General features: G+C 43.9%; 23 protein-coding genes and 1 pseudogene. 19 read left to right on the plus strand and 5 right to left on the minus strand.

The features are described from left to right. The first annotated feature begins 19 nt into the window (after positions 1–19). From LCM00_RS00665 to LCM00_RS00680, 4 genes are all read left to right on the plus strand, one after another. Positions 20–874, plus strand: a complete 855-nt coding sequence (locus tag LCM00_RS00665; RefSeq protein ID WP_224898112.1) for an HD domain-containing phosphohydrolase — start codon at positions 20–22, stop codon at positions 872–874. A 15-nt stretch (positions 875–889) separates the two neighbouring features. Continuing rightward, complete coding sequence (locus LCM00_RS00670) at positions 890–1210, plus strand: 8-amino-7-oxononanoate synthase (RefSeq protein ID WP_224896889.1); 321 nt, start codon at positions 890–892, stop codon at positions 1208–1210. A 623-nt stretch (positions 1211–1833) separates the two neighbouring features. Beyond that, positions 1834–3024: a glycine C-acetyltransferase gene (locus LCM00_RS00675; protein WP_101547689.1), complete on the plus strand. Its 1191-nt coding sequence runs from the start codon at positions 1834–1836 to the stop codon at positions 3022–3024. Positions 3025–3070: 46 nt separating this feature from the next. After that, entirely contained in the window at positions 3071–4018 is a 948-nt protein-coding gene (locus tag LCM00_RS00680) for an L-threonine 3-dehydrogenase (RefSeq protein WP_224896891.1), read from the plus strand. 57 nt (positions 4019–4075) lie between these two features. On the opposite strand, the gene LCM00_RS00685 is transcribed toward LCM00_RS00680, so the two are convergent. After that, entirely contained in the window at positions 4076–4816 is a 741-nt protein-coding gene (locus LCM00_RS00685; protein WP_224896893.1) for an arylamine N-acetyltransferase family protein, read from the minus strand. A 336-nt stretch (positions 4817–5152) separates the two neighbouring features. Between LCM00_RS00685 and LCM00_RS00690 the strand changes: the two are divergent. Beyond that, positions 5153–5332, plus strand: a pseudogene (locus LCM00_RS00690) (Rdx family protein); the annotation flags it as partial. Positions 5333–5399: 67 nt separating this feature from the next. Here LCM00_RS00690 and LCM00_RS00695 read toward each other — a convergent pair. Next, entirely contained in the window at positions 5400–5771 is a 372-nt protein-coding gene (locus tag LCM00_RS00695) for an Hsp20/alpha crystallin family protein (RefSeq protein WP_224896895.1), read from the minus strand. A 96-nt stretch (positions 5772–5867) separates the two neighbouring features. Here LCM00_RS00695 and selA point away from each other — a divergent pair, with 96 nt between their 5' ends. Beyond that, positions 5868–7292: an L-seryl-tRNA(Sec) selenium transferase gene (selA, locus tag LCM00_RS00700; RefSeq protein WP_224896896.1), complete on the plus strand. Its 1425-nt coding sequence runs from the start codon at positions 5868–5870 to the stop codon at positions 7290–7292. A gap of 23 nt (positions 7293–7315) precedes the next feature. Here the strand turns inward: selA and LCM00_RS00705 are convergent, their stop codons facing one another. Further along, positions 7316–7459, minus strand: coding sequence for a small acid-soluble spore protein P (locus tag LCM00_RS00705; RefSeq protein WP_101547694.1), 144 nt, complete (start codon positions 7457–7459; stop codon positions 7316–7318). A 110-nt stretch (positions 7460–7569) separates the two neighbouring features. Here LCM00_RS00705 and LCM00_RS00710 point away from each other — a divergent pair, with 110 nt between their 5' ends. After that, positions 7570–7830: a hypothetical protein gene (locus LCM00_RS00710; protein ID WP_224896898.1), complete on the plus strand. Its 261-nt coding sequence runs from the start codon at positions 7570–7572 to the stop codon at positions 7828–7830. Positions 7831–7902: 72 nt separating this feature from the next. Here the strand turns inward: LCM00_RS00710 and sspO are convergent, their stop codons facing one another. Beyond that, entirely contained in the window at positions 7903–8052 is a 150-nt protein-coding gene (sspO, locus tag LCM00_RS00715) for a small acid-soluble spore protein O (RefSeq protein WP_101547696.1), read from the minus strand. Between the two features lie 331 nt (positions 8053–8383). Here sspO and acnA point away from each other — a divergent pair, with 331 nt between their 5' ends. From acnA to LCM00_RS00765, 10 genes are all read left to right on the plus strand, one after another. Next, on the plus strand, positions 8384–11092 hold the full coding sequence (gene acnA, locus LCM00_RS00720; RefSeq protein WP_224896901.1) for an aconitate hydratase AcnA: 2709 nt from the start codon (positions 8384–8386) through the stop codon (positions 11090–11092). A 132-nt stretch (positions 11093–11224) separates the two neighbouring features. Beyond that, positions 11225–12274 carry an S-methyl-5-thioribose-1-phosphate isomerase gene (gene mtnA, locus LCM00_RS00725; protein WP_224896903.1) on the plus strand — a complete coding sequence of 350 codons (1050 nt, stop codon included), beginning with the start codon at positions 11225–11227 and terminating at the stop codon, positions 12272–12274. An 84-nt stretch (positions 12275–12358) separates the two neighbouring features. After that, positions 12359–12775 carry a hypothetical protein gene (locus LCM00_RS00730; RefSeq protein ID WP_224896905.1) on the plus strand — a complete coding sequence of 139 codons (417 nt, stop codon included), beginning with the start codon at positions 12359–12361 and terminating at the stop codon, positions 12773–12775. Positions 12776–12799: 24 nt separating this feature from the next. Further along, the gene (locus LCM00_RS00735) at positions 12800–13312 is read left to right on the plus strand and encodes a peroxiredoxin family protein (protein ID WP_224896907.1); all 513 of its coding nucleotides are present in this window, start codon (positions 12800–12802) and stop codon (positions 13310–13312) included. A 136-nt stretch (positions 13313–13448) separates the two neighbouring features. Then, complete coding sequence (locus LCM00_RS00740) at positions 13449–13580, plus strand: FbpB family small basic protein (protein WP_022543828.1); 132 nt, start codon at positions 13449–13451, stop codon at positions 13578–13580. A gap of 56 nt (positions 13581–13636) precedes the next feature. After that, positions 13637–13780 carry an acid-soluble spore protein N gene (locus tag LCM00_RS00745; protein WP_009790921.1) on the plus strand — a complete coding sequence of 48 codons (144 nt, stop codon included), beginning with the start codon at positions 13637–13639 and terminating at the stop codon, positions 13778–13780. A gap of 172 nt (positions 13781–13952) precedes the next feature. Further along, positions 13953–14189: a small acid-soluble spore protein Tlp gene (gene tlp / locus LCM00_RS00750; RefSeq protein ID WP_224896909.1), complete on the plus strand. Its 237-nt coding sequence runs from the start codon at positions 13953–13955 to the stop codon at positions 14187–14189. Between the two features lie 157 nt (positions 14190–14346). After that, positions 14347–16710, plus strand: coding sequence for an AAA family ATPase (locus tag LCM00_RS00755; RefSeq protein ID WP_224896911.1), 2364 nt, complete (start codon positions 14347–14349; stop codon positions 16708–16710). Then, positions 16685–17119 (plus strand): acyl-CoA thioesterase, encoded by a 435-nt coding sequence (locus LCM00_RS00760; protein WP_101547703.1) that lies wholly within the window; start codon positions 16685–16687, stop codon positions 17117–17119. The genes LCM00_RS00755 and LCM00_RS00760 overlap by 26 nt, the downstream gene beginning before the upstream one ends. 8 nt (positions 17120–17127) lie before the next feature. Next, positions 17128–17418 carry a hypothetical protein gene (locus tag LCM00_RS00765; protein ID WP_224896913.1) on the plus strand — a complete coding sequence of 97 codons (291 nt, stop codon included), beginning with the start codon at positions 17128–17130 and terminating at the stop codon, positions 17416–17418. A 40-nt stretch (positions 17419–17458) separates the two neighbouring features. Here LCM00_RS00765 and LCM00_RS00770 read toward each other — a convergent pair whose 3' ends face one another. Next, the gene (locus LCM00_RS00770; RefSeq protein ID WP_101547705.1) at positions 17459–17749 is read right to left on the minus strand and encodes a HesB/YadR/YfhF family protein; all 291 of its coding nucleotides are present in this window, start codon (positions 17747–17749) and stop codon (positions 17459–17461) included. Between the two features lie 236 nt (positions 17750–17985). Here LCM00_RS00770 and LCM00_RS00775 point away from each other — a divergent pair, with 236 nt between their 5' ends. After that, a complete protein-coding gene (locus LCM00_RS00775) occupies positions 17986–18246 on the plus strand; it encodes a hypothetical protein (protein ID WP_224896915.1) in 261 nt (86 codons plus the stop codon). Positions 18247–18966: 720 nt separating this feature from the next. Continuing rightward, positions 18967–19551, plus strand: coding sequence for a GNAT family N-acetyltransferase (locus LCM00_RS00780; RefSeq protein ID WP_224896917.1), 585 nt, complete (start codon positions 18967–18969; stop codon positions 19549–19551). Positions 19552–19555: the final 4 nt, after the last annotated feature.

The following is a 19555-nucleotide window of genomic DNA, read 5'->3' on the forward strand; positions in this document are numbered from 1 at the left end:
TTTCATTGAAACAGTCCACATGAAAGGCTTGCAGATTTCCCTGATCGCATCTGGCGATGGTACAGAGGTTATATATCATAAATTGCATGCCGATACGAGATGGGGCCTTGAACCACAGGAAGATTGGAATGCTATGGAATTTATACATATTCTTTCAGGAGAGCTGATTCTCCAATCAGATAATCCTAAGAAATCGTATAAAGCTGGAGATTCCTTTTATAAAACTCCTGTCAAGGAGCATTATTACTTTCAGGCTGAAGAAACGACAGAATTCTTATATGTTACATCCCAGCCGGTTTTCCACCATTACAGCATGATAACTAAAAACCTGATGGATCTGGCTGTATCAATAGAAGAAAAAGATGGATACACCGTTGACCACTGCAGCAGGATTAATAAGCTGTCTATGTTGTTTGGTGAGTATTTGGGTTTTAATTCCAAACAGCTGATGAGTCTAAATATAGCCTCCTTTCTGCATGATGTTGGCAAGTTGAAAATACCTCTTGAGATCTTGAGAAAGCCAGGGAAATTGACTAATGAGGAATGGGAAATCATGAAAAAACATTCCGAGTTCGGGAAAGAAATTCTTGAGCAGACTGGCCTGCCAATCTTAATTCAGGCAGGAAAGATAGTAGAGCAGCATCATGAAAGACATGATGGCAAGGGCTATCCATACGGACTAAAAGGCGAAGAAATTTCCATTGAGGCTTCTATTATAGCAGTTGTAGATTCCTATGATGCCATTATAAGCGATAGAGTCTATCGAAAAGGAAAAACAAAAGATGAGGCATTACAAGAAATACTCAGATGCAAAGGAACTATGTACAATCCGTACATTGTTGATATTTTCCTTAAAATGAAAGACAAAATTTAAAAAGGGGGAAAAATAATGAAAAAGATCAGCGTTTTGGTCATGGCACTATTAATTGGTGCAGTTTTCAGCATTAAGCCTGCAGAAGCAGCTTATCTGCCTGAGTACGACAAATATGTAGAGGTATCTTATGATGAAGCAAGAGCGATTGCTGATATGCTAGGATTACAAGGTGTCGAGCTTGGAGAAGAAACAGCGCAAATTACTTTTGAAGCTCAAGAGAAAATTATCAAGAAGCTTGAAAAACTACTTAAAACTGAAATTGACCATTATTATGTATGGCTGACAGTTGATGGTGAAAAAGTTTTAGGATTCGATCCTCCAGTACCACAATACTAAGAAGAAACTTGCCTGATTTCAGGCAAGTTTTTTTAATATAAAATTAACAATTTAAAGAGACAATAAAACTAACAGTTGAAATGAAAGATATATCTAATACAAAAATCATCAATTAGGTCAGGTAGAATTATTCATTCAAAGGGCAGTTTCCTAATCAAAAGAAATTTGGTTTTACATAGAATAAATGTCATTAAACCCTGTTGATTGTAGTGGAAGGCACTCAGACTCCTGCGGGAAATAGCGGCAAAGCTGAGACCCCGCATGAGCAAAGCGAAGAGGAGGCTCAGCGCCGCCCCGCGGAAAGCGAAGTGCCTGTAACGAAAATCAGCAGCCCCATTTTTCAGCCAAAATTGAAGACAAATGGCATTTTGATCTGTCTACAATTCAGAGGTAGCTTGAAGGTTTCCTCTTTAATTTACAACTAAGATTAATTCCTATTGGGAAAAATAAAAGCACCTTCAATGTTGTCCTTTTCATGTGTACAATTCAATCAAATATGTTAAAGTAATTAGTAAGGAACTCCTTGATATATAAGTCTTTTTCGAATGTCGAAATGTCTTTGTGAGGAGTACAGATGTATATTTACAGATGACATTAAATTCTATATAAAGAGAGGGATTATTATGTCCAGCAAAACCTTGGATAGCTTTTTAAATGAAAATCTCGAGGATCTGAAAAGCAGGGGCCTTTATAATGTAATTGATCCGCTTGAAAGCCCGAACGGTCCAATGATCAAAATCAATGGAAGAGAATTGATAAATTTATCCTCAAATAATTACCTTGGCCTTGCTACAAGCGACAGGCTCAAAAATAGTGCCAAAAAGGCAATTGATACATACGGTGTAGGAGCAGGTGCTGTCAGGACAATCAACGGCACAATGGATATCCATATCAAATTGGAAGAAAAACTGGCAGAATTCAAGCATACAGAAGCAGCCATTGCTTACCAATCAGGCTTTAACTGTAATATGGCTGCCATCTCTGCAGTCATGGACAAAAATGATGCTATTCTTTCCGATGAACTGAACCACGCTTCCATCATTGACGGCTGCAGGCTGTCCCGTGCGAAAATCATCCGCTTCAACCACTCTGATATGGAAGATCTGCGTGCGAAAGCAAAGGAAGCGACAGAGTCCGGACAATATAATAAAGTCATGGTCATCACCGATGGAGTATTCTCCATGGATGGAGATATTGCGAAGCTACCTGAAATCGTGGAAATAGCAGAAGAGTTCGACCTGATCACATATGTAGATGATGCACATGGATCTGGTGTACTCGGCAAAGGCGCAGGTACAGTTAAGCATTTTGGGTTATCCGATAAAGTGGACTTCCAAATCGGTACGCTCTCCAAGGCCATTGGTGTTGTCGGCGGATATGTGGCCGGGAAGAAACAGCTGATTGACTGGCTGAAAGTCAGAAGCCGCCCATTCTTATTTTCAACGTCCCTTACACCTGCAGATGTAGCTGCTTGCATCGAATCTATCAGCATCCTTATGGAAAGCACTGAACTGAACGAGAAGCTTTGGGAAAATGCCGATTATCTGAAAAAGGGGCTTAAGGAGCTCGGCTTCAATATTGGAGACAGTGAAACGCCTATCACTCCTTGCATTATCGGGGATGAAGTGGCTACCCAGGAATTCAGCAAACGATTAAATGACGAAGGCGTTTATGCTAAATCAATCGTGTTCCCAACTGTTCCGCGGGGCACCGGGCGTGTCCGCAATATGCCGACAGCTGCACATACGAAGGATATGCTGGACCAGGCACTTTCGATCTACAAAAAGGTCGGCAAGGAAATGGGTATCATTTAAGAATCAAATATAGATATGAAACGACGCATTTAGGTGGAGGAAAACGATGAAAAAGATCTTTATTACAGGTGCTCTTGGCCAGATCGGTTCAGAGCTGACTGTCAAGCTTAGAAATATATATGGTACCGATAATGTCATTGCAACTGATATCCGCAGGAATGATTCTGAGGCGGCCCAGTCCGGCCCTTTTGAAATCGTGGATGTTACGGATGCTAAATCTATGTTTGATACAGCAAAGAAGCATAATGCTGATACAGTCATTCATATGGCAGCATTGCTGTCTGCGACGGCTGAGGCAAACCCGGTTTTTGCATGGAACCTTAATATGGGCGGCCTGATGAATGCACTGGAAGCTGCACGGGAACTGAACAGCCAGTTCTTTACGCCAAGCTCAATCGGCGCTTTCGGTCCATCTACTCCAAAGGATTCTACTCCGCAGGATACCATTCAGCGTCCAACGACAATGTACGGGGTCAATAAAGTTGCCGGGGAGCTCCTTTGCGATTATTATTTTCATAAATTCGGCCTGGATACGAGAGGCTTGCGCTTCCCAGGCCTGATCTCTTATGTGACTCCTCCAGGCGGCGGTACTACCGACTATGCTGTGGAAATTTATTATAAAGCGATTGAAGAAGGCAAGTATACCTCTTATATCGATAAAGGGACATATATGGATATGATGTATATGCCGGATGCCCTTGATGCTATTATCAATTTGATGGAAGCTGATGCAGGCCGGCTCAAGCACCGCAACTCATTCAATGTTGCGGCAATGAGCTTTGAGCCTGAAGAGATTGCTGAAGCCATCCGCCAGCATATTCCTTCATTTGAACTTAGCTATGAAGTGGATCCAGTCCGCCAGGCAATTGCTGACAGCTGGCCGAATTCAATCGATTGCACAGCAGCAAAAGAAGAATGGGGCTTTAAGGCTGAATACGATCTTGCTAAAATGACGGCAGATATGCTGGAAAAGCTGAAAGTTACAACCGTTTAATAAGGTGAAAAAAGCTGGCAGGAGACCATCTCCGCCAGCTTTTTCTATATGAAGCAATTATTCCGCTGCTATTCCAAAGAACTCTTTTAGCGCCACCAGTTTTGAAGTCTTGTCTAAATCTGTTTTAGACTTTTCCCCGTTCTCTGTTTTTACCAGTGTGTGCCCTGATAGCGTGATTCTTCCGTTTACTGTTGCAATCGTTATAATATCATCTTTGGTGAATGGCGATTCTGCTGACGTTTGATTAAAGCCGCAGGAATCCTGGAAAAAATCCAAGTCTCTTTTTTCATCATTAAACCGGTACTTAATGACCCATTCCCCGCTTGCATAATGCATCAAATCGTAGCAGCCGCCTCCCAGACTCCTGACTTTATATTTACCGCTAGCATCCTCCATCACAGTGCCATCAAGCGGTATAGGCTGCCTGGCAGAGTCCCCGAAGCCTACATCTGTCAAATACGGCTGGTCTAGAAAGACCAGTATGGCAGCATGGCTGTTTTCCCTGGCCCATCCGCCCGGTGTTTTGACTGTACCGGAGATAAGGGCTGAACTGTAGCCCATCTCGGAAAGAAGGGTTTGGAAGAGGCCGTTCAGCTCATAGCAAAAACCGCCCCTGCTGTTTTCCACTATTTTTTTGTAAAACTGATCCCTGTCCAAACTGATCGGGACCTTCCTGATAACATCCAGATTTTCAAAAGGTATGCTTAGCATATGCCTTTTTTGCAGATATGCCAGCGCTTCAGGTCCCGGCTCCTTTATATCTGCGTGAATCCTGGCTAGATATCGGTCAATATTCATATATTTTCACCTTCTATGCTAAAAAGAATTAGATTTATACTCTATCGGGCTGGTCCCTATTACTATTCTAACATGCTGTCCGATATAAGGATCGTATACTGCCTGCTGCCTGTTTAGCCTTTAAAAATCTAACAGCTCATGTTCTAAAAAAGTATGCTGTATTTCGAATGAGCGAAGCCCATATTCCTCAAAAATGAAAATGAGAGAAAGACAGCACGGTTGCAGGCCCCGGGATGCTTGTACTACAATTAATACAAACTTGGCAGGAGAGGAGGATAATTGATGGCAAAGTATGAAGTGAAGGTAGAATTCTGCATGATGTGAAACTACGCACCAAAAGCCGCGAGTTTCGCGGAGGACCTATTTAATCATTTCCGGTCTGAAGTAGGAAAAATGGAGCTGGTCCCCAGTTCAGGCGGCGCCTTTGAAGTGACAGTGAATGGAAGCAAAATCTATTCAAAGCTTGAGACAGGCGTCTTTCCTAAAAGCCAGGAAATCATTGATAAAATGATATGACAATAGGAACAGCCCCGCCTTCTTTTTGGAGCGGGGCTTCCGTTATATTTAACCTCTAAATGGCCGGTTATTGTACAGGCACCTTGCGATCTTTGCCGGAGCCTTTACTGGTTTTGGAAATGAATACTTCGAGTATGCCGCAGGAAAATCGGGAGGTAACCTGTTTTTCTGTTATAAGAAATGGAAAATCGACTTCCCGGCTGACTGCCTCTTTATCCTTTTCTGCCCTGATGATCAGCTCATGGCCGTTTAATATGACGGAAAGCATCGCAGCTGTGAAATCTGTCAGCAAGGCTTCCACAATATATTCCGCATCCGTCTCATATATGTCGATCCGGAAAGCTGATTGATCAAGATAAGAAGTCAGCGGATCAAGAAAGAAATGCTCCATCCATTTTTCCATTTCCATGAATGGATTATCTTCGCTGTTCTTTCCCATAATAATGCCCCCTTGTTGCGACCATTATATTCATTAGAACCGCACAGGGTGAAAATGGTATAATACTTCTAATTAATATGCTGGAGGATTAAAAAAGTGAACAATATTCTCAGACAGATCCCCCCTGTACACGAGATGCAGAGGGATGAAAGGGCACTTAGCCTGCAGGAAAGGCTGGGGCTTGAGCACAGCCGTTTTGCCGAGCTGATCAAGGAGGCGCTTGACTCAGTAAGACAGGCGATCCTGTCAGGGAACTACAGCGGTCCCGAGCCGGGAAGCAAGGAATTTCTGATCCGTTTATTCAATAATATCGAAGCTGCCGCTGAGCAAAAATACAGCTTTGCGTTACAAAAAGTGATCAATGCAACAGGCACCATTCTTCACACCAATCTGGGAAGGGCAAGGCTTTCAGAGGCTGCTGTTAAACATATGTCCAGCATTGCCAGTAGTTACTCTAATCTTGAATACAATTTGGAAAAAGGCAGCAGGGGGTCCCGCCATGATCTCGTTGAAGGTTTGGTTAAGGAGATCACGGGTGCAGAAGCGGCAATGATCGTCAATAACAATGCGGCTGCCGTATTCCTCGTGCTGAGAGCGCTGGCTTCTGGCAGCGAGGTCATTGTTTCCCGGGGAGAGCTGGTTGAAATTGGCGGTTCTTTTCGGATTTCTTCCATTATGCAGGAATCCGGGGCCAGGCTGGTAGAAGTGGGAACGACGAATAAAACCCATCTCCGTGATTATAAGGAAGCAGTAACAGAGGATACGGCGATGCTGATGAAGGTACATACGAGCAACTTCAAGATCGTCGGCTTTACCAAAAGTGTTCCTGCCACTGAACTGGCAGAAGAAGCTGCAAAGAGCGGGCTTATCTATTACGAAGATCTCGGAAGCGGGGTGCTGTATGATTACAGCAAGCATGGGATTGGGGAAGAGCCTGTGGTAAGCGAGGTGCTGAAAGCCGGCGCGAGCATTGTGTCTTTCAGCGGTGATAAGCTGCTCGGAGGTCCCCAGGCAGGAATCATCGCAGGACAGAAAGATTTAATCGATAAGCTGAAAAAGCACCAGCTGGCAAGAGTGCTAAGAGTGGATAAGATGACCTTGGCTGCTTTGGAAGCAACGCTTTCAGCATATGTAAAAGATGAGAAAGCATTAATGGAGATTCCTGTCATCCGCGATATGCTTGCCGGCAAGGATGACCTTAAGAAGAGGGCAGAAGCATTCGCTGCTGAAGTACGTTTAGGCTGCCCTGAATCCGAGGTGAGGGTGATGGAAAGCACGAGCATGGTCGGAGGGGGGACGATGCCGGATGTTGAGCTGCCGACCTTTGCAGCGGCGGTCAGGATGCCAGGCATTACTGCAGTTGAGCTTGCCGTAAAACTAAGGGAGCAGGATGGGGTGCCGATCATAGCAAGAATACGCCAGGAAGAAACGATATTTGATCTCCGGACCGTTTCTGAAGAAGAGGCAGGAATCATTGCTGCCTGCCTGAGCAAAATTGAAAAAGGCTTGTCTCCAGAGTAAGGGACAAGCCTCTTTGCCATGTTCTACATATCGTGCCCGGAATTATGCTTTTGTCTTGTATGGTTGCGGTTTTTCACTTTCTTGGAGCCGCTTAAAGGTTCAGGCTGACCTGTATTGTCCCCTTTTGGGGCATTTTTGTGCATATCTTTGCTGTCGTTTTTGTTCATTTGCCATCCCTCCTAACATTAGGATGTTTTTTGCAGTTGTTTTTATACCGAATATTTTCCCGGCCGACTGCACAATTTAACACTACATCTTGATTAACAGGAGTGAAAACATGCCCTACCATAAAGACAAACAGCAGGCTTTTCAGGCGGCAGAGCAAGGATTCGCCGAAGCCAGCGGCTTATATAATGAAATCGTGCGCGACAGCGCAAGCTACGGCCATCAGCTGAAGCACCTGCAAAATGAGGTCAATGAAGCATTTGCCCAAATCGAAAATGCCCTTGAAACAGCGAGTGAACATCAACGCGGCCAGCTTGAGCAATTTCAGCGCGATTTGTCGAGGATCATCCAGGAAGTCAATACTGTTGACTAATCGTCACGCAAAAACCCCTTTACAAGGGGTTTTTTTGTTGTAATATTTCGGGGAACAAGCCATTAGGTGATGTTACTGGTTTTTCTTGCGTTTTTTATTGTTTTGTTTCTGGGCTTCTGTCAATGGCTCATTTGAATATTCCTCGTTAAAGCCGGCTCCCTGCCCCTGGCTTTTAGCTGCGTTCATGCCTGGACGTACATGGTTTGCTTTTCGTTTCGCCAAAATTCTCACCTCCGCATTCATATCTTTTGCCTGTAAACCAGCCCTCATTCGGTAAAAAATTGCTTTTTTGCAATAATATTTGTTTAAAAAAACCCCTAAAAGGTATATAGAAATTGACTCTGTTAGCTGTCCAATCACGCCAAAATTAATTGTAATCAAAAATATAATAAGTAAAACTTATCAAAAACAATAACTTTCTTGTTATTTACTTATATAAACGGTTGTATTAAGATAAGAATTGTGAGAAAAGTGGCGATGAAAATGACAATTCAAACTTTTCGACAATTATTATAATTTTGGTATATGATTATCATTAGAGGGGGTAATACATATGTCTAAAAATGATGTTTTTAATTCAAGGAAATCATTTGAACTAGACGGTAAACGCTATCATTACTATCAATTAGCAGCTTTGGAAGAAGCAGGAATCGGCAATGTATCAAGGTTGCCTTATTCCATTAAAGTATTGCTTGAGTCTGTCCTGCGCCAGTTTGACGGACGCGTTATTACACAGGAGCATGTAGAGAACCTGGCAAAATGGGGATCTGACCAAGTGAAGGAAGTAGACGTTCCATTCAAGCCTTCGCGCGTCATCCTTCAGGATTTCACAGGCGTTCCTGCGGTTGTTGACCTTGCTTCATTAAGGAAAGCAATGGCTGACATGGGCGGAGATCCTGACAAAATCAATCCGGAGAAGCCAGTTGACCTGGTTATCGACCACTCAGTACAGGTTGATAAGTATGGTACTCCTGATTCCCTGGAAGCAAATATGGTTCTTGAATTTGAACGAAATGCCGAGCGTTACCAGTTCCTTAGCTGGGCTCAGAAAGCATTTGACAACTACCGTGCTGTTCCGCCGGCAACAGGAATCGTTCACCAGGTTAACCTGGAATTCCTTGCAAACGTGGTTCAGGCAGTTGAAACGCCGGATGGCGATTTCGAAGCTTTCCCTGATTCACTTGTAGGTACAGATTCCCATACCACGATGATCAACGGAATCGGCGTACTTGGCTGGGGTGTAGGCGGAATTGAAGCTGAAGCAGGAATGCTTGGCCAGCCTTCATATTTCCCAGTGCCTGAAGTAGTAGGTGTCAAGCTGACTGGAGAGCTTCCAAACGGGGCTACAGCAACAGACCTTGCGCTTAAGGTGACACAGGTTCTCCGCCAGCAGGGCGTTGTCGGAAAATTTGTCGAGTTCTTTGGATCAGGTGTAACGGCACTGCCGCTTGCTGACCGTGCGACAATTGCCAACATGGCTCCTGAATATGGTGCAACCTGCGGATTCTTCCCGGTTGATTCAGAATCACTTAACTATATGCGTCTGACAGGCAGATCTGAAGAGCAGATCAAGCTTGTTGAAAAGTACTGCAGAGAGAATGGATTGTTCTTCGACCCTTCACTTGAACCAGTATACACTGAAGTAGTTGAAATCAACCTTGCTGAAATTGAAGCAAACCTTTCCGGCCCTAAACGCCCTCAGGATCTGATTCCTCTTTCTGCCATGAAAGAAGAATTCAATCAGGCGCTTACGGCTCCTCAAGGGAACCAGGGCTTCGGCTTAAGCAAGAAAGAAATCAATAAAGAAGTAACCGTTGATTTCCAAAACGGAGATTCAACAAAAATGAAAACCGGTGCTATCGCTATTGCCGCGATCACCAGCTGTACAAATACCTCAAATCCATACGTGCTTGTCGGCGCCGGCCTTGTGGCAAAGAAAGCGGTCGAGCTTGGCCTTGAAGTGCCTAAATATGTAAAAACTTCACTTGCGCCTGGATCTAAGGTAGTTACAGGCTATCTGCGTGATTCCGGATTGCTTCCATACCTTGAGCAGATCGGCTTCAACCTTGTCGGTTACGGCTGCACAACCTGCATCGGGAATTCCGGACCGCTGAGAGAGGAAATCGAGAAGGCAGTAGCTGACAGCGATCTTCTTGTCACTTCCGTCCTTTCAGGAAACAGGAACTTTGAAGGCCGTATCCATCCGCTTGTAAAAGGAAACTACCTGGCTTCACCGCCGCTTGTAGTCGCTTATGCACTGGCTGGAACTGTCGACATCGATCTTCAAAATGAATCGCTCGGAAAAGATAAAGATGGAAACGATGTATTCTTCAAGGATATCTGGCCATCTACTGCTGAAGTGAACGAAGTTGTCAGCAGGACTGTAACACCTGAACTGTTCAAGAAAGAATACGAGCATGTATTCAGCGATAACGAGCGCTGGAATGAAATCCAGACCAGCAATGAACCATTATATTCTTTCGATGAAAACTCAACTTACATCCAAAACCCGCCATTCTTTGAAGGACTTACGCCTAATGCGGATGAAGTAAAGCCGCTTAACGGACTGCGTGTAGTCGGTAAATTCGGCGACTCTGTTACAACTGACCATATCTCACCTGCAGGCGCGATCGGCAAGGATACACCAGCAGGCAGATATCTGCGCGAAAATGGCGTTGAGCCGCGCGATTTCAACTCTTATGGCTCACGCCGCGGTAACCATGAAGTTATGATGCGCGGAACATTCGCGAATATCCGCATCCGCAACCAGGTTGCCCCTGGCACTGAAGGCGGCTTCACGACTTACTGGCCTACTGGCGAAGTAACAAGCATCTATGATGCTTGCATGAAGTACAAGGAAGACGGAACTGGCCTTGCAGTTCTTGCAGGCAAGGACTATGGTATGGGCTCTTCCCGTGACTGGGCTGCCAAAGGTACAAATCTTCTGGGCATCAAGACCGTCATCGCTGAGAGCTATGAGCGTATCCACCGTTCCAATCTTGTGCTTATGGGTGTTCTTCCGCTTCAATTTAAAGCAGGAGAAAATGCAGAGGTCCTTGGCCTGACTGGCAAGGAAACATTCGATGTCCAAATCGATGAAAATGTAAGGCCTCGCGATTTTGTTAAGGTAACAGCAACAGACGAAGATGGAAACAAGCTTACTTTTGAAGTGCTTGTCCGTTTTGACTCTGAAGTTGAAATCGACTACTACCGCCATGGCGGAATCCTGCAGATGGTTCTGCGCGAAAGACTTAAAAACTAATAAAAGTATAGGCGCCGCGGCATTGCTGCGGCGCTTTTTTCTGTAAAAAAAATATATGCTTCATACATAAATCTTGCTACAATAGCTTGTAGCATCAGAAAAATTTGAATAGTCTTCGAGAGGGGAACAAAAATGGAACAGACATTCCTTCAATCCGTTACATATGATAATGGCACATTATATATATTGGATCAGACCCTGCTGCCATCTGTCACAGAATTTCTTGAAATCACCAAGGTGGAGGATGCCTGGGACGCGATCAAGCAGCTGAAAGTCAGAGGGGCTCCGGCCATTGGGATTGCCGCTGCTTACGGACTTGTACTGGCCGCCAACAAGGCTCCTGAGGGAGATTTCTCATCATTTTACAAAGAATTCAAAGAAAATCTTGAGTACCTGGCAAGCTCCCGTCCTACTGCCGTTAATCTTTTCTGGGCGTTACAGAGAATGGATGAGCGTGCATTAGCGGAAAAAGACCAGCCAGTAGCTATGATAAAGAAAAGGCTTGAGGAAGAAGCACATCTGATCAGAAAAGAGGATGAGGAAGTATGCCGCATGATCGGGATCAACGGGCTTGCCCTTTTGAAAGACGGGATGGGTGTGCTGACACATTGCAATGCAGGCGGCATTGCCACTGCAAGGTACGGGACGGCGCTGGCGCCTTTCTATCTTGCAAAGGAAAAAGGCTGGGAAATTAAGGTATATGCAGATGAAACGCGGCCGCTTCTTCAAGGTGCAAGGCTTACAGCATGGGAACTCCAGCAGGCAGGCATTGATGTGACTCTTATCACTGACAGCATGGCTGCCATGGTCATGCAACAAGGCATGGCTGAAGCTGTCTTTGTCGGCTGTGACCGGGTGGCCGCCAATGGGGACACTGCCAATAAGATTGGGACATACGGGCTTGCCCTGCTTGCCAAGGCACATAATATCCCGTTTTACGTAGCAGCGCCTACATCTACCATTGACATGAAGACAGAATCAGGAGAGGCTATCCCGATTGAAATGAGAGGCTCCGAAGAACTTACGCATGGGTTCGGCAAAGCCACTGCACCGGAAGGAGTCAAGGTTTTCAATCCGGCTTTTGATGTAACACCTGCTGAGCTGATAACAGCCATCATCACCGAAAAAGGGATCATTCAAGGGAATCATCCTGAAGAGTTAAAGAAGCTGTTTCATTCATAATTTCAAGAAAGCAAGCAGCAATGCTTGCTTTTTGTCTGTGAGCTCTTTCTGCTCATATATTTTTCTGACGGGGGCAACGTAATAATGGATACAATTGAAATAGGGTCCTTAAATCTCAAGGTTGACTTGCTGGTTTCCCTTCTTTCACTGCTGATCGTCCATCTGTTTTTCCTCTTTCATCTTAAAAATAGACAAGAGTTTCGAAAAAACTTCGAGGACAAGCTTTTTACGGCAGTGCTGTTTTGGTTTCTTATATATAAATTTGGCAGGCTGCTTTTCCAGCCGTCACTTTTATGGACTAATCCCCTGGGCTTGCTTTATTTCAATGGAGGAATAAAAGAAGCTGTTCTCGGTTTACTCGGTGCCGCTCTTTATTTTGCCGGACAGTGCAGGAAGCATGGCTGGGCCGGCAGGGAAGCGGTCTATTTGATTATCTATGCGCTGCTCACTTTTTTATGCGGATTTTGGCTGTTAAGCATTCTTTACTTTTTTATCAAATAAGCTTTTTAAGGAGGGATATTAGCTATGGGCAGAAAAGTAATGCAGCTGATGGCCTTCTTGGTTTTGTTGCATATATCAGGCATATTGCCGCTCGATGCTGCTAAAGCGGACTTGCCTGGTCTTGCCGCGGGTACTGAGGCACCTGATTTTCAGCTGAAGGATCTTCAGGGGAATATTGTTAAGCTCTCAGATTTCCGCGGAAAAAAGGTCATGCTGAATTTTTGGGCTCCATGGTGCCCTCCCTGCAAACAGGAGATGCCTGAGATGCAAAAATTCCATGAAGCAGCCGGGAATGAGATCAGCATCCTGGCTGTCAATATCGATCCGCAATATAACTCGGCGAAATTTATTGAGAAGATGGGAATCAACTTTCCAATCCTGCTGGATGTCAAGGATGAGGTTAATACCCAGTATAAAGTCATGACGGTACCTGCTACTTATTTCATTGATGATAAAGGTATAATTCGGGATAAATATTTATCAGCGATGGAAGCAGAAACCATGTGGGAAATGACTGAAAAAATGAAGCAAAAATGAGCATCCTGATGGGGTGCTTTTTTATTTAGGTATAGGATTTTTTACTGTCCTGATTAAATTTTCAAAAAGTTGTAATAATTGCAGGAATTTTTGGGCATATTAACTGTTAGAATAGGAAATAAGGAAGGTGAAAGAAATGAGAAAACCGAGAAAACAGACATTTGCAGAGCTTGTCCTTGAAAACAAGCGCCAGCTTCTGAAAGATCAGGCTGCTATAGATCGCATTGAAGTAAGGCTTGAAGAAAAACGTATGGGCAAAGCTGAATAAATTCCCATTCGTAACTCCCCCTCTTAAGGAGATATTAAAAGGGAGGAGGGATAAGCATGGGCAATCCGAAAAAAGACAGCAGCCAGTTTGTGCCGAACCACATAGGAACTAAATCAAGAGGATTCGGCGGCAACAAAGGCAAGAAAATGCAGGATACATCAGGCAAGCATGCTCAGGTTATTCAAACAAAAGGCGAATAAATGATAAATCACAGCCGTCCCTTATCGGGCCGGCTGTTTGTATGACCAGATATTTTTTCCTTATGTGCATATGCCAGGCCACCCTTTTACCCACTCATTTCCAACATGAAAAAACAACATATTCCGCAAACTAATCAGGCAACAATCCACTACCGCCAAGGAGGGTTCCGTTATGGCACACAACAGGCCAAATCCAGATGACAGAAGCGATAACGTTGAGAAGCTTCAATCGATGATAGTCCATACAATTGAGAATATGCAGGAAGCAGAGGCTTCGATGGAGTTTGCAAACGAAGAAGACAAAAAGCGGATCGAAGCTAAGAACGAGCGCCGCCGGGACAGCCTGGACGCTTTCCGTTCAGAGGTTAAGGACGAATATCGCGCACAGCAGGATAACGGAATAGAATAATGAAGCCATTGGCCCGGGATATTCATCAGAACCCGGGCCATTTTCATACTCTGGCCAGTGCGGCAGATTACTTAGTACATACAAGAATATATGGTAAAATGATAGCGGACGCGTAAGCGGAGAGTAAATAATTTTTGTAAAAGAAGATGTGATAGTGATGAATCAAAGGAAACAAAATGCTTCCCCAAACTCTGCCCGTATTGCGGAATGGGAAAAAGAGTACAGCGAGAACGGATATATATCCAATGAGGGCAGACTGTTAAGCCTGCTGAAGGAAATAAACAGTGATGAAGATCCCGGATCTGTTTCAGCCATCCTTACGCTTGCCGCTCTTTCAAGGCTTGGCAGAAATAAAGACGACAGCCTTGCCGCTGCCTGGATGGACAAAGCTTTAGAGCTGGATCCGCAAAATGGTCAGGCACGGAGATTTATGGCCCAGAGGGATTGGAAGAAGCATCGTGAGCTTCTTGATATGCTTGTCTTTCCCTCTATCAGGGAAACAGACAACCGGACAGCAAAGCGTAAAATCGCCGAGCAGTATATCAGCATTTGCCGCAGCTTCCTGGATGCATCTGAAGAAGAGAAGGAAAGGCTATCAGGCAAGAGGGAAGTGTCAGAGGAACTGACAGACAAGAAGTTTGAAGATATATATTCCAGCCTGATCAGCCTGCTCGATTCTGCTGTTGATGAAACAGCTTTGCTTCTGAAGGCTGCTGAAGAATATGAAGAGTCAATTTCAGGGGTTTTCCATACAGCAACCCATGTGAATGACATGAAAAAGCATATTGACCAGATTGCCGGACTGAAAGAAGAGTGGCATGCTTTATTCCAGACTGAAGAAGAGGAAACCGAAGAGATCAGTGCACTTGATAGTCTTAACAGTATGATCGGCATGGAAAAGGTAAAAAGCCGGGTCAATGATTTCTATAAATTCCTGAAGTACCAGAAAAAAAGAAAGCAGCTCGGGTTCCAGATCAAAGATGAAATGAGCCTCCATATGATTTTGACAGGCAACCCGGGAACAGGAAAAACGACACTCGCAAGGCTGCTTGCAAAAATTTATCATGAACTTGGCGTCCTGCCGCGGGAAGAAGTGGTGGAAGCAGACCGCTCCCAGCTTGTAGGAGCATATGTCGGCCAGACAGAGGAAAACGTCCGCTCGGCTGTTGAGAGAGCGCTCGGCGGCGTTCTTTTCATTGACGAAGCATACAGCCTGAAACGGGAAGGCCAGACAGGGAATGATTATGGCCAGACAGCAATTGATACTTTAGTATCAATGATGACCGGGGCGGAATATGGCGGCAAGTTTGCAGTGATTCTGGCAGGCTATCCGGAAGAAATGCGGCAGTTCCTTGACGCCAATCCAGGTCTCAGGAGCCGCTTCCCTCAATCCAACCAGCTCCATCTTCCGGATTATACAGAAGATGAACTTGTGGAAATTGCTGATAGAATAGCGAAGGACAATGATTATATCCTTACTGATGAAGCAAAATCAGAGCTTAAAGGCAGGCTTGAGAAGGAAAAAGTGGATGACACTTTCGGAAATGCGCGGACAGCCAAAAATATCGTCCTCGAAGCCATTTTTGAAAAAGGGGCGCAAACCGAAGCCACTGATCACCTGCTTCCTTATACACTGCTCGAAAAAGAGGACTTCATCCTTCACCAGGATGGTGGGAAACGAAGTAACCCTGAGAAGCAGCTGGAAAGGCTTGTCGGACTTGAAAACATCAAAGAAGAAGTAGAGTCGCTGATTTCTTTTGTAAAAATGCAGCAGTACCGCCGCGAACAGGATCTCCCATCAGTGCCTGTACAGCTTCATTCCGTATTTACCGGCAATCCCGGCACAGGAAAGACGACAGTGGCGAAGATTTATGCAGAGCTGCTTCATAAATGCGGGATGCTGAAAAGAGGACATCTCATCATTGCCGGCCGTTCAGATCTTGTTGCAGGCTATGTAGGCCAAACAGCGATCAAGACGAAGAAAATCATCAGGGAAGCATTGGGCGGTGTTCTTTTTATAGACGAAGCTTACTCCCTTTTAAGTGAATCGCCTGGGGATTTTGGCAAAGAAGCCATCGACACACTGGTTGATGAAATGACAAAGCATAATGAAAATCTGGTTGTCGTCCTTGCGGGCTATTCCAATGAAATGGAAAGACTGCTTCAGAGCAACCCTGGCCTGAAATCCCGCTTTAAGAAGTTCTTTCATTTTAAAGACTATAATACAGAAGAACTTATCCAGATCATCAAGAATTACGCCGCTCAATATAAGTATGATTTGACTGCAGGAGCAATTGCTTATTTGGATGAAGCATTGCCCGGCATAAAGGCCGGAGGCAACGGGCGCCTTGCAGCCAATCTGGCTGATGAATCCATCCAGTTCCAAGCCTTCAGGCTCATGGAAGGCGATGAAAATCAATTGAAGGAGAATGCATCCCTTCTAGAGAAAGAGGATTTTGAGAAGGCGGTAAAGAAAATCACAAAGGGGAATAAAGATGCTGATATCAACGAAAGAAATTGAAGTCCGATATGCTGAAACCGATCAAATGGGTGTGGTATACCATGCCAATTATCTGGTCTGGATGGAGCTTGGCCGCACCAGGCTGATCGAGGAGCTTGGCTTCAATTATGCAGAGCTTGAAAAAGACGGAATCATTTCTCCTGTAATCGATATTGCCGCTTCCTATAAAAAGCCTGTCAGATATGGTGAAAAAGCTGTCATCAAGACTTGGATTGAAGAATATGACGGATTCCGTGTCACATATGGCTATGAAATATTGACAGAGGCCGGCGAATTGTCAGTTGAAGGCATATCCAAGCATGTTTGTGTGAAAAAGGAAAATTTCCGCCCCATTTCAATCAAGCGGAAATATCCTGATTGGCACGAAGCCTATGAAAAAGCGAAAAAAGCTCCTGAAGCGGCTGAGTAGGTGATCCAGTGGCATTTGGGATTGGAAAAAAAGAATTGAAAGAATGGAAAGATAAAATTGATAAAGGGGAAATTGCTTTCCTGACTCATTACTGGCTGGATGACCGCTTCCCCGGCTGCAAAACAGTGACAAAGGCAGGCTGCAATGATTTGGAAAAGCTGAAAAAGTGGGGGATTTCCCATGGCCTAAAGCCGGAATGGATTGATATTAGAAAAGACGGCTATTCTCATTTTGATTTGCTGGGAGACAGGCAGAAACAGATTCTTGCCAAAGAAGGAATCCGCAATCCCCTGGACTGAATTGAAATAGAAAAAAGCAGCCGCTTAGAAAGGCGGCTGCTTACTCTTCATATTTGAATACAGGCTCATTGGCCTTGTGATTCATTTCTACATACAGGTTTTGGTCATTAAAAAACCAAAGATCTTTTTCTTCAATAAAGAATAAGATGCCGTTTTTTTCTGTTACTGCACCTGCATTGACCGGCTCTTCATTGGCAACCCCGAGAGAGAATCCCTGCTGGACAGTGCTGCAGCCCCCGTAGCGGGCAAAGAAACGGAGATGGTCACCTTTTTCCAGTGAAAGCTCATCTTTATACCATTGTGCGGCATCGTCATTTATATGTATGTTCATGAGAAGTCTCCTTTCCCGCAATCTGTTTTCCATAATCATTATAAAGGACTATGCGGTGTAAAGCGAATAATTGAATCAGGCTGCATTAGTGAAACAGGCCTATTTATACTTTATGTTTTATTTGCAAAAAATACCCCTTATCAGGGTGATTTTCACAAGCTCTGCGATTCCTGCCAGGCCGTTTAACATGCTGGATGGGCAGGGTAAAGAAAAAATAAAGTGAAGGATGTGTCAGCTTGACTCAATATCGGTTAATGAATATGATCGGCATCTTTATTTTCGGCGGAATAGCGCTTCTTGTCGTCCTGCAGACAGATAAAGCAGAGAAGGCCATTGAAGCAGGTGCTTTTGCCGCTGTCATGGCTGTTATTTATTTTGTTCTTGCTGCAATCCGCGAGAAAAACCGGAGCATTTTTATACCAGTTATCGGTGTGCTGGCAGTCTTGGCGGTCAGCATGATTTTTCTGCAGGGATACTTCTTCGGATCGCATCACTAGAAGAAAACCGATACATTCAGATTATTGTAAAAGGGGGTGGCCCGATGTTTAAAATGACTGGAGCTGCAGCCGATAAACTGCTTGAGGCAGTTGAAAAGGAAAGAAAGACTGAGGAAGAGAAGCTGTATGTACGACTTTCAATGGGGATCGGCTGAGGCGGCCCACAGCTAAAGCTGTCTCTGGAAGAGCAGCCTATTACCGATGATAAAACCTTTGAATTCGGCGATCTTTCTGTTTTGATCCATAATAAGGATTTTGTCTATTTTGATCATACTAAACTTGATTATGTAAAAGATGTATTTGGAAATGCAAAGTTTCAATTGATTAAGTTATAGCTCTATAAGGGAAAAAAGCGCGTGTCTCCACCAGTAAACAGTCCGATCATGTGGAAAAACAAAAAAATAGCATTAGAAATCGAGCATAAAATCGCAAAGGATTTATGCTCGATTTTTTATTGACAGGTAAGTGTTATTCCTGTTTTAATTACCAGGTTAACAAGTGAAATAGCCTATTAATCAGCATGACAATAGCTATCTTCATCCTATTGATCAGGGTTTCATTAAGATTGTATTATTGCTAATAAAGAACAAGAGGATTAAAAACTTAATGTTAAAATATTTTTCAGCAACAAAGTAGGTCAAGTTTCATAAAGAGCAGGTTATTGGACTAAGGCTACTTTTCAAAGGATTAATAAAAATTGGAATTTAAAGGGGAAAAGTTATGAAGCAAAAGGCGTCAGAGGAATTATTTAGAATAGATTGTGAAGATATTTATCTTCAAGAGTTTTCAATTGAAGATGCAATTCATATATACAGAATATCAAATCAGCCAGAAATATTTAAGTTCCTGCCTGACTGGAAATCAACCAAGGAACAAAGGATAGATTGGGTCACCAATTACGAGATGCCAGCAAATAAAGCATTTCTTGATGCAGCTAAAAGAACTGCCAACATTGAAGGTCGCTTTTTAAAACTAGGGGTATTTATTAAGGAAACGAATGAATTGATTGGGTGGTGCTGTACGGGTATTAAAGATGAGCTTCCTGTACCAAATAGAGAAATTATGTACGCCATTTCAAATGACTATCAAAGGAAGGGTTACGCAACCAAAGCGTCTATAGGTTTGATTGACTATTTGTTTACAAATACGAATGTAGAGATCCTTAATGCAGTAGCTTTAATTAATAACGTCCCATCAGATAAAGTAATTGAAAAATGTAAATTTACCTATCAAGGTCAACTGACGATAGAAAATGAACGTTATAATCACTATATATTGAGTAAGTCAATGTGGAAGAAACATTAAGTAA

Origin of the sequence: Bacillus infantis (assembly GCF_020171945.1) — a bacterium.
In the GTDB taxonomy this organism is placed as follows: domain Bacteria; phylum Bacillota; class Bacilli; order Bacillales; family Cytobacillaceae; genus Bacillus_AB; species Bacillus_AB infantis_A.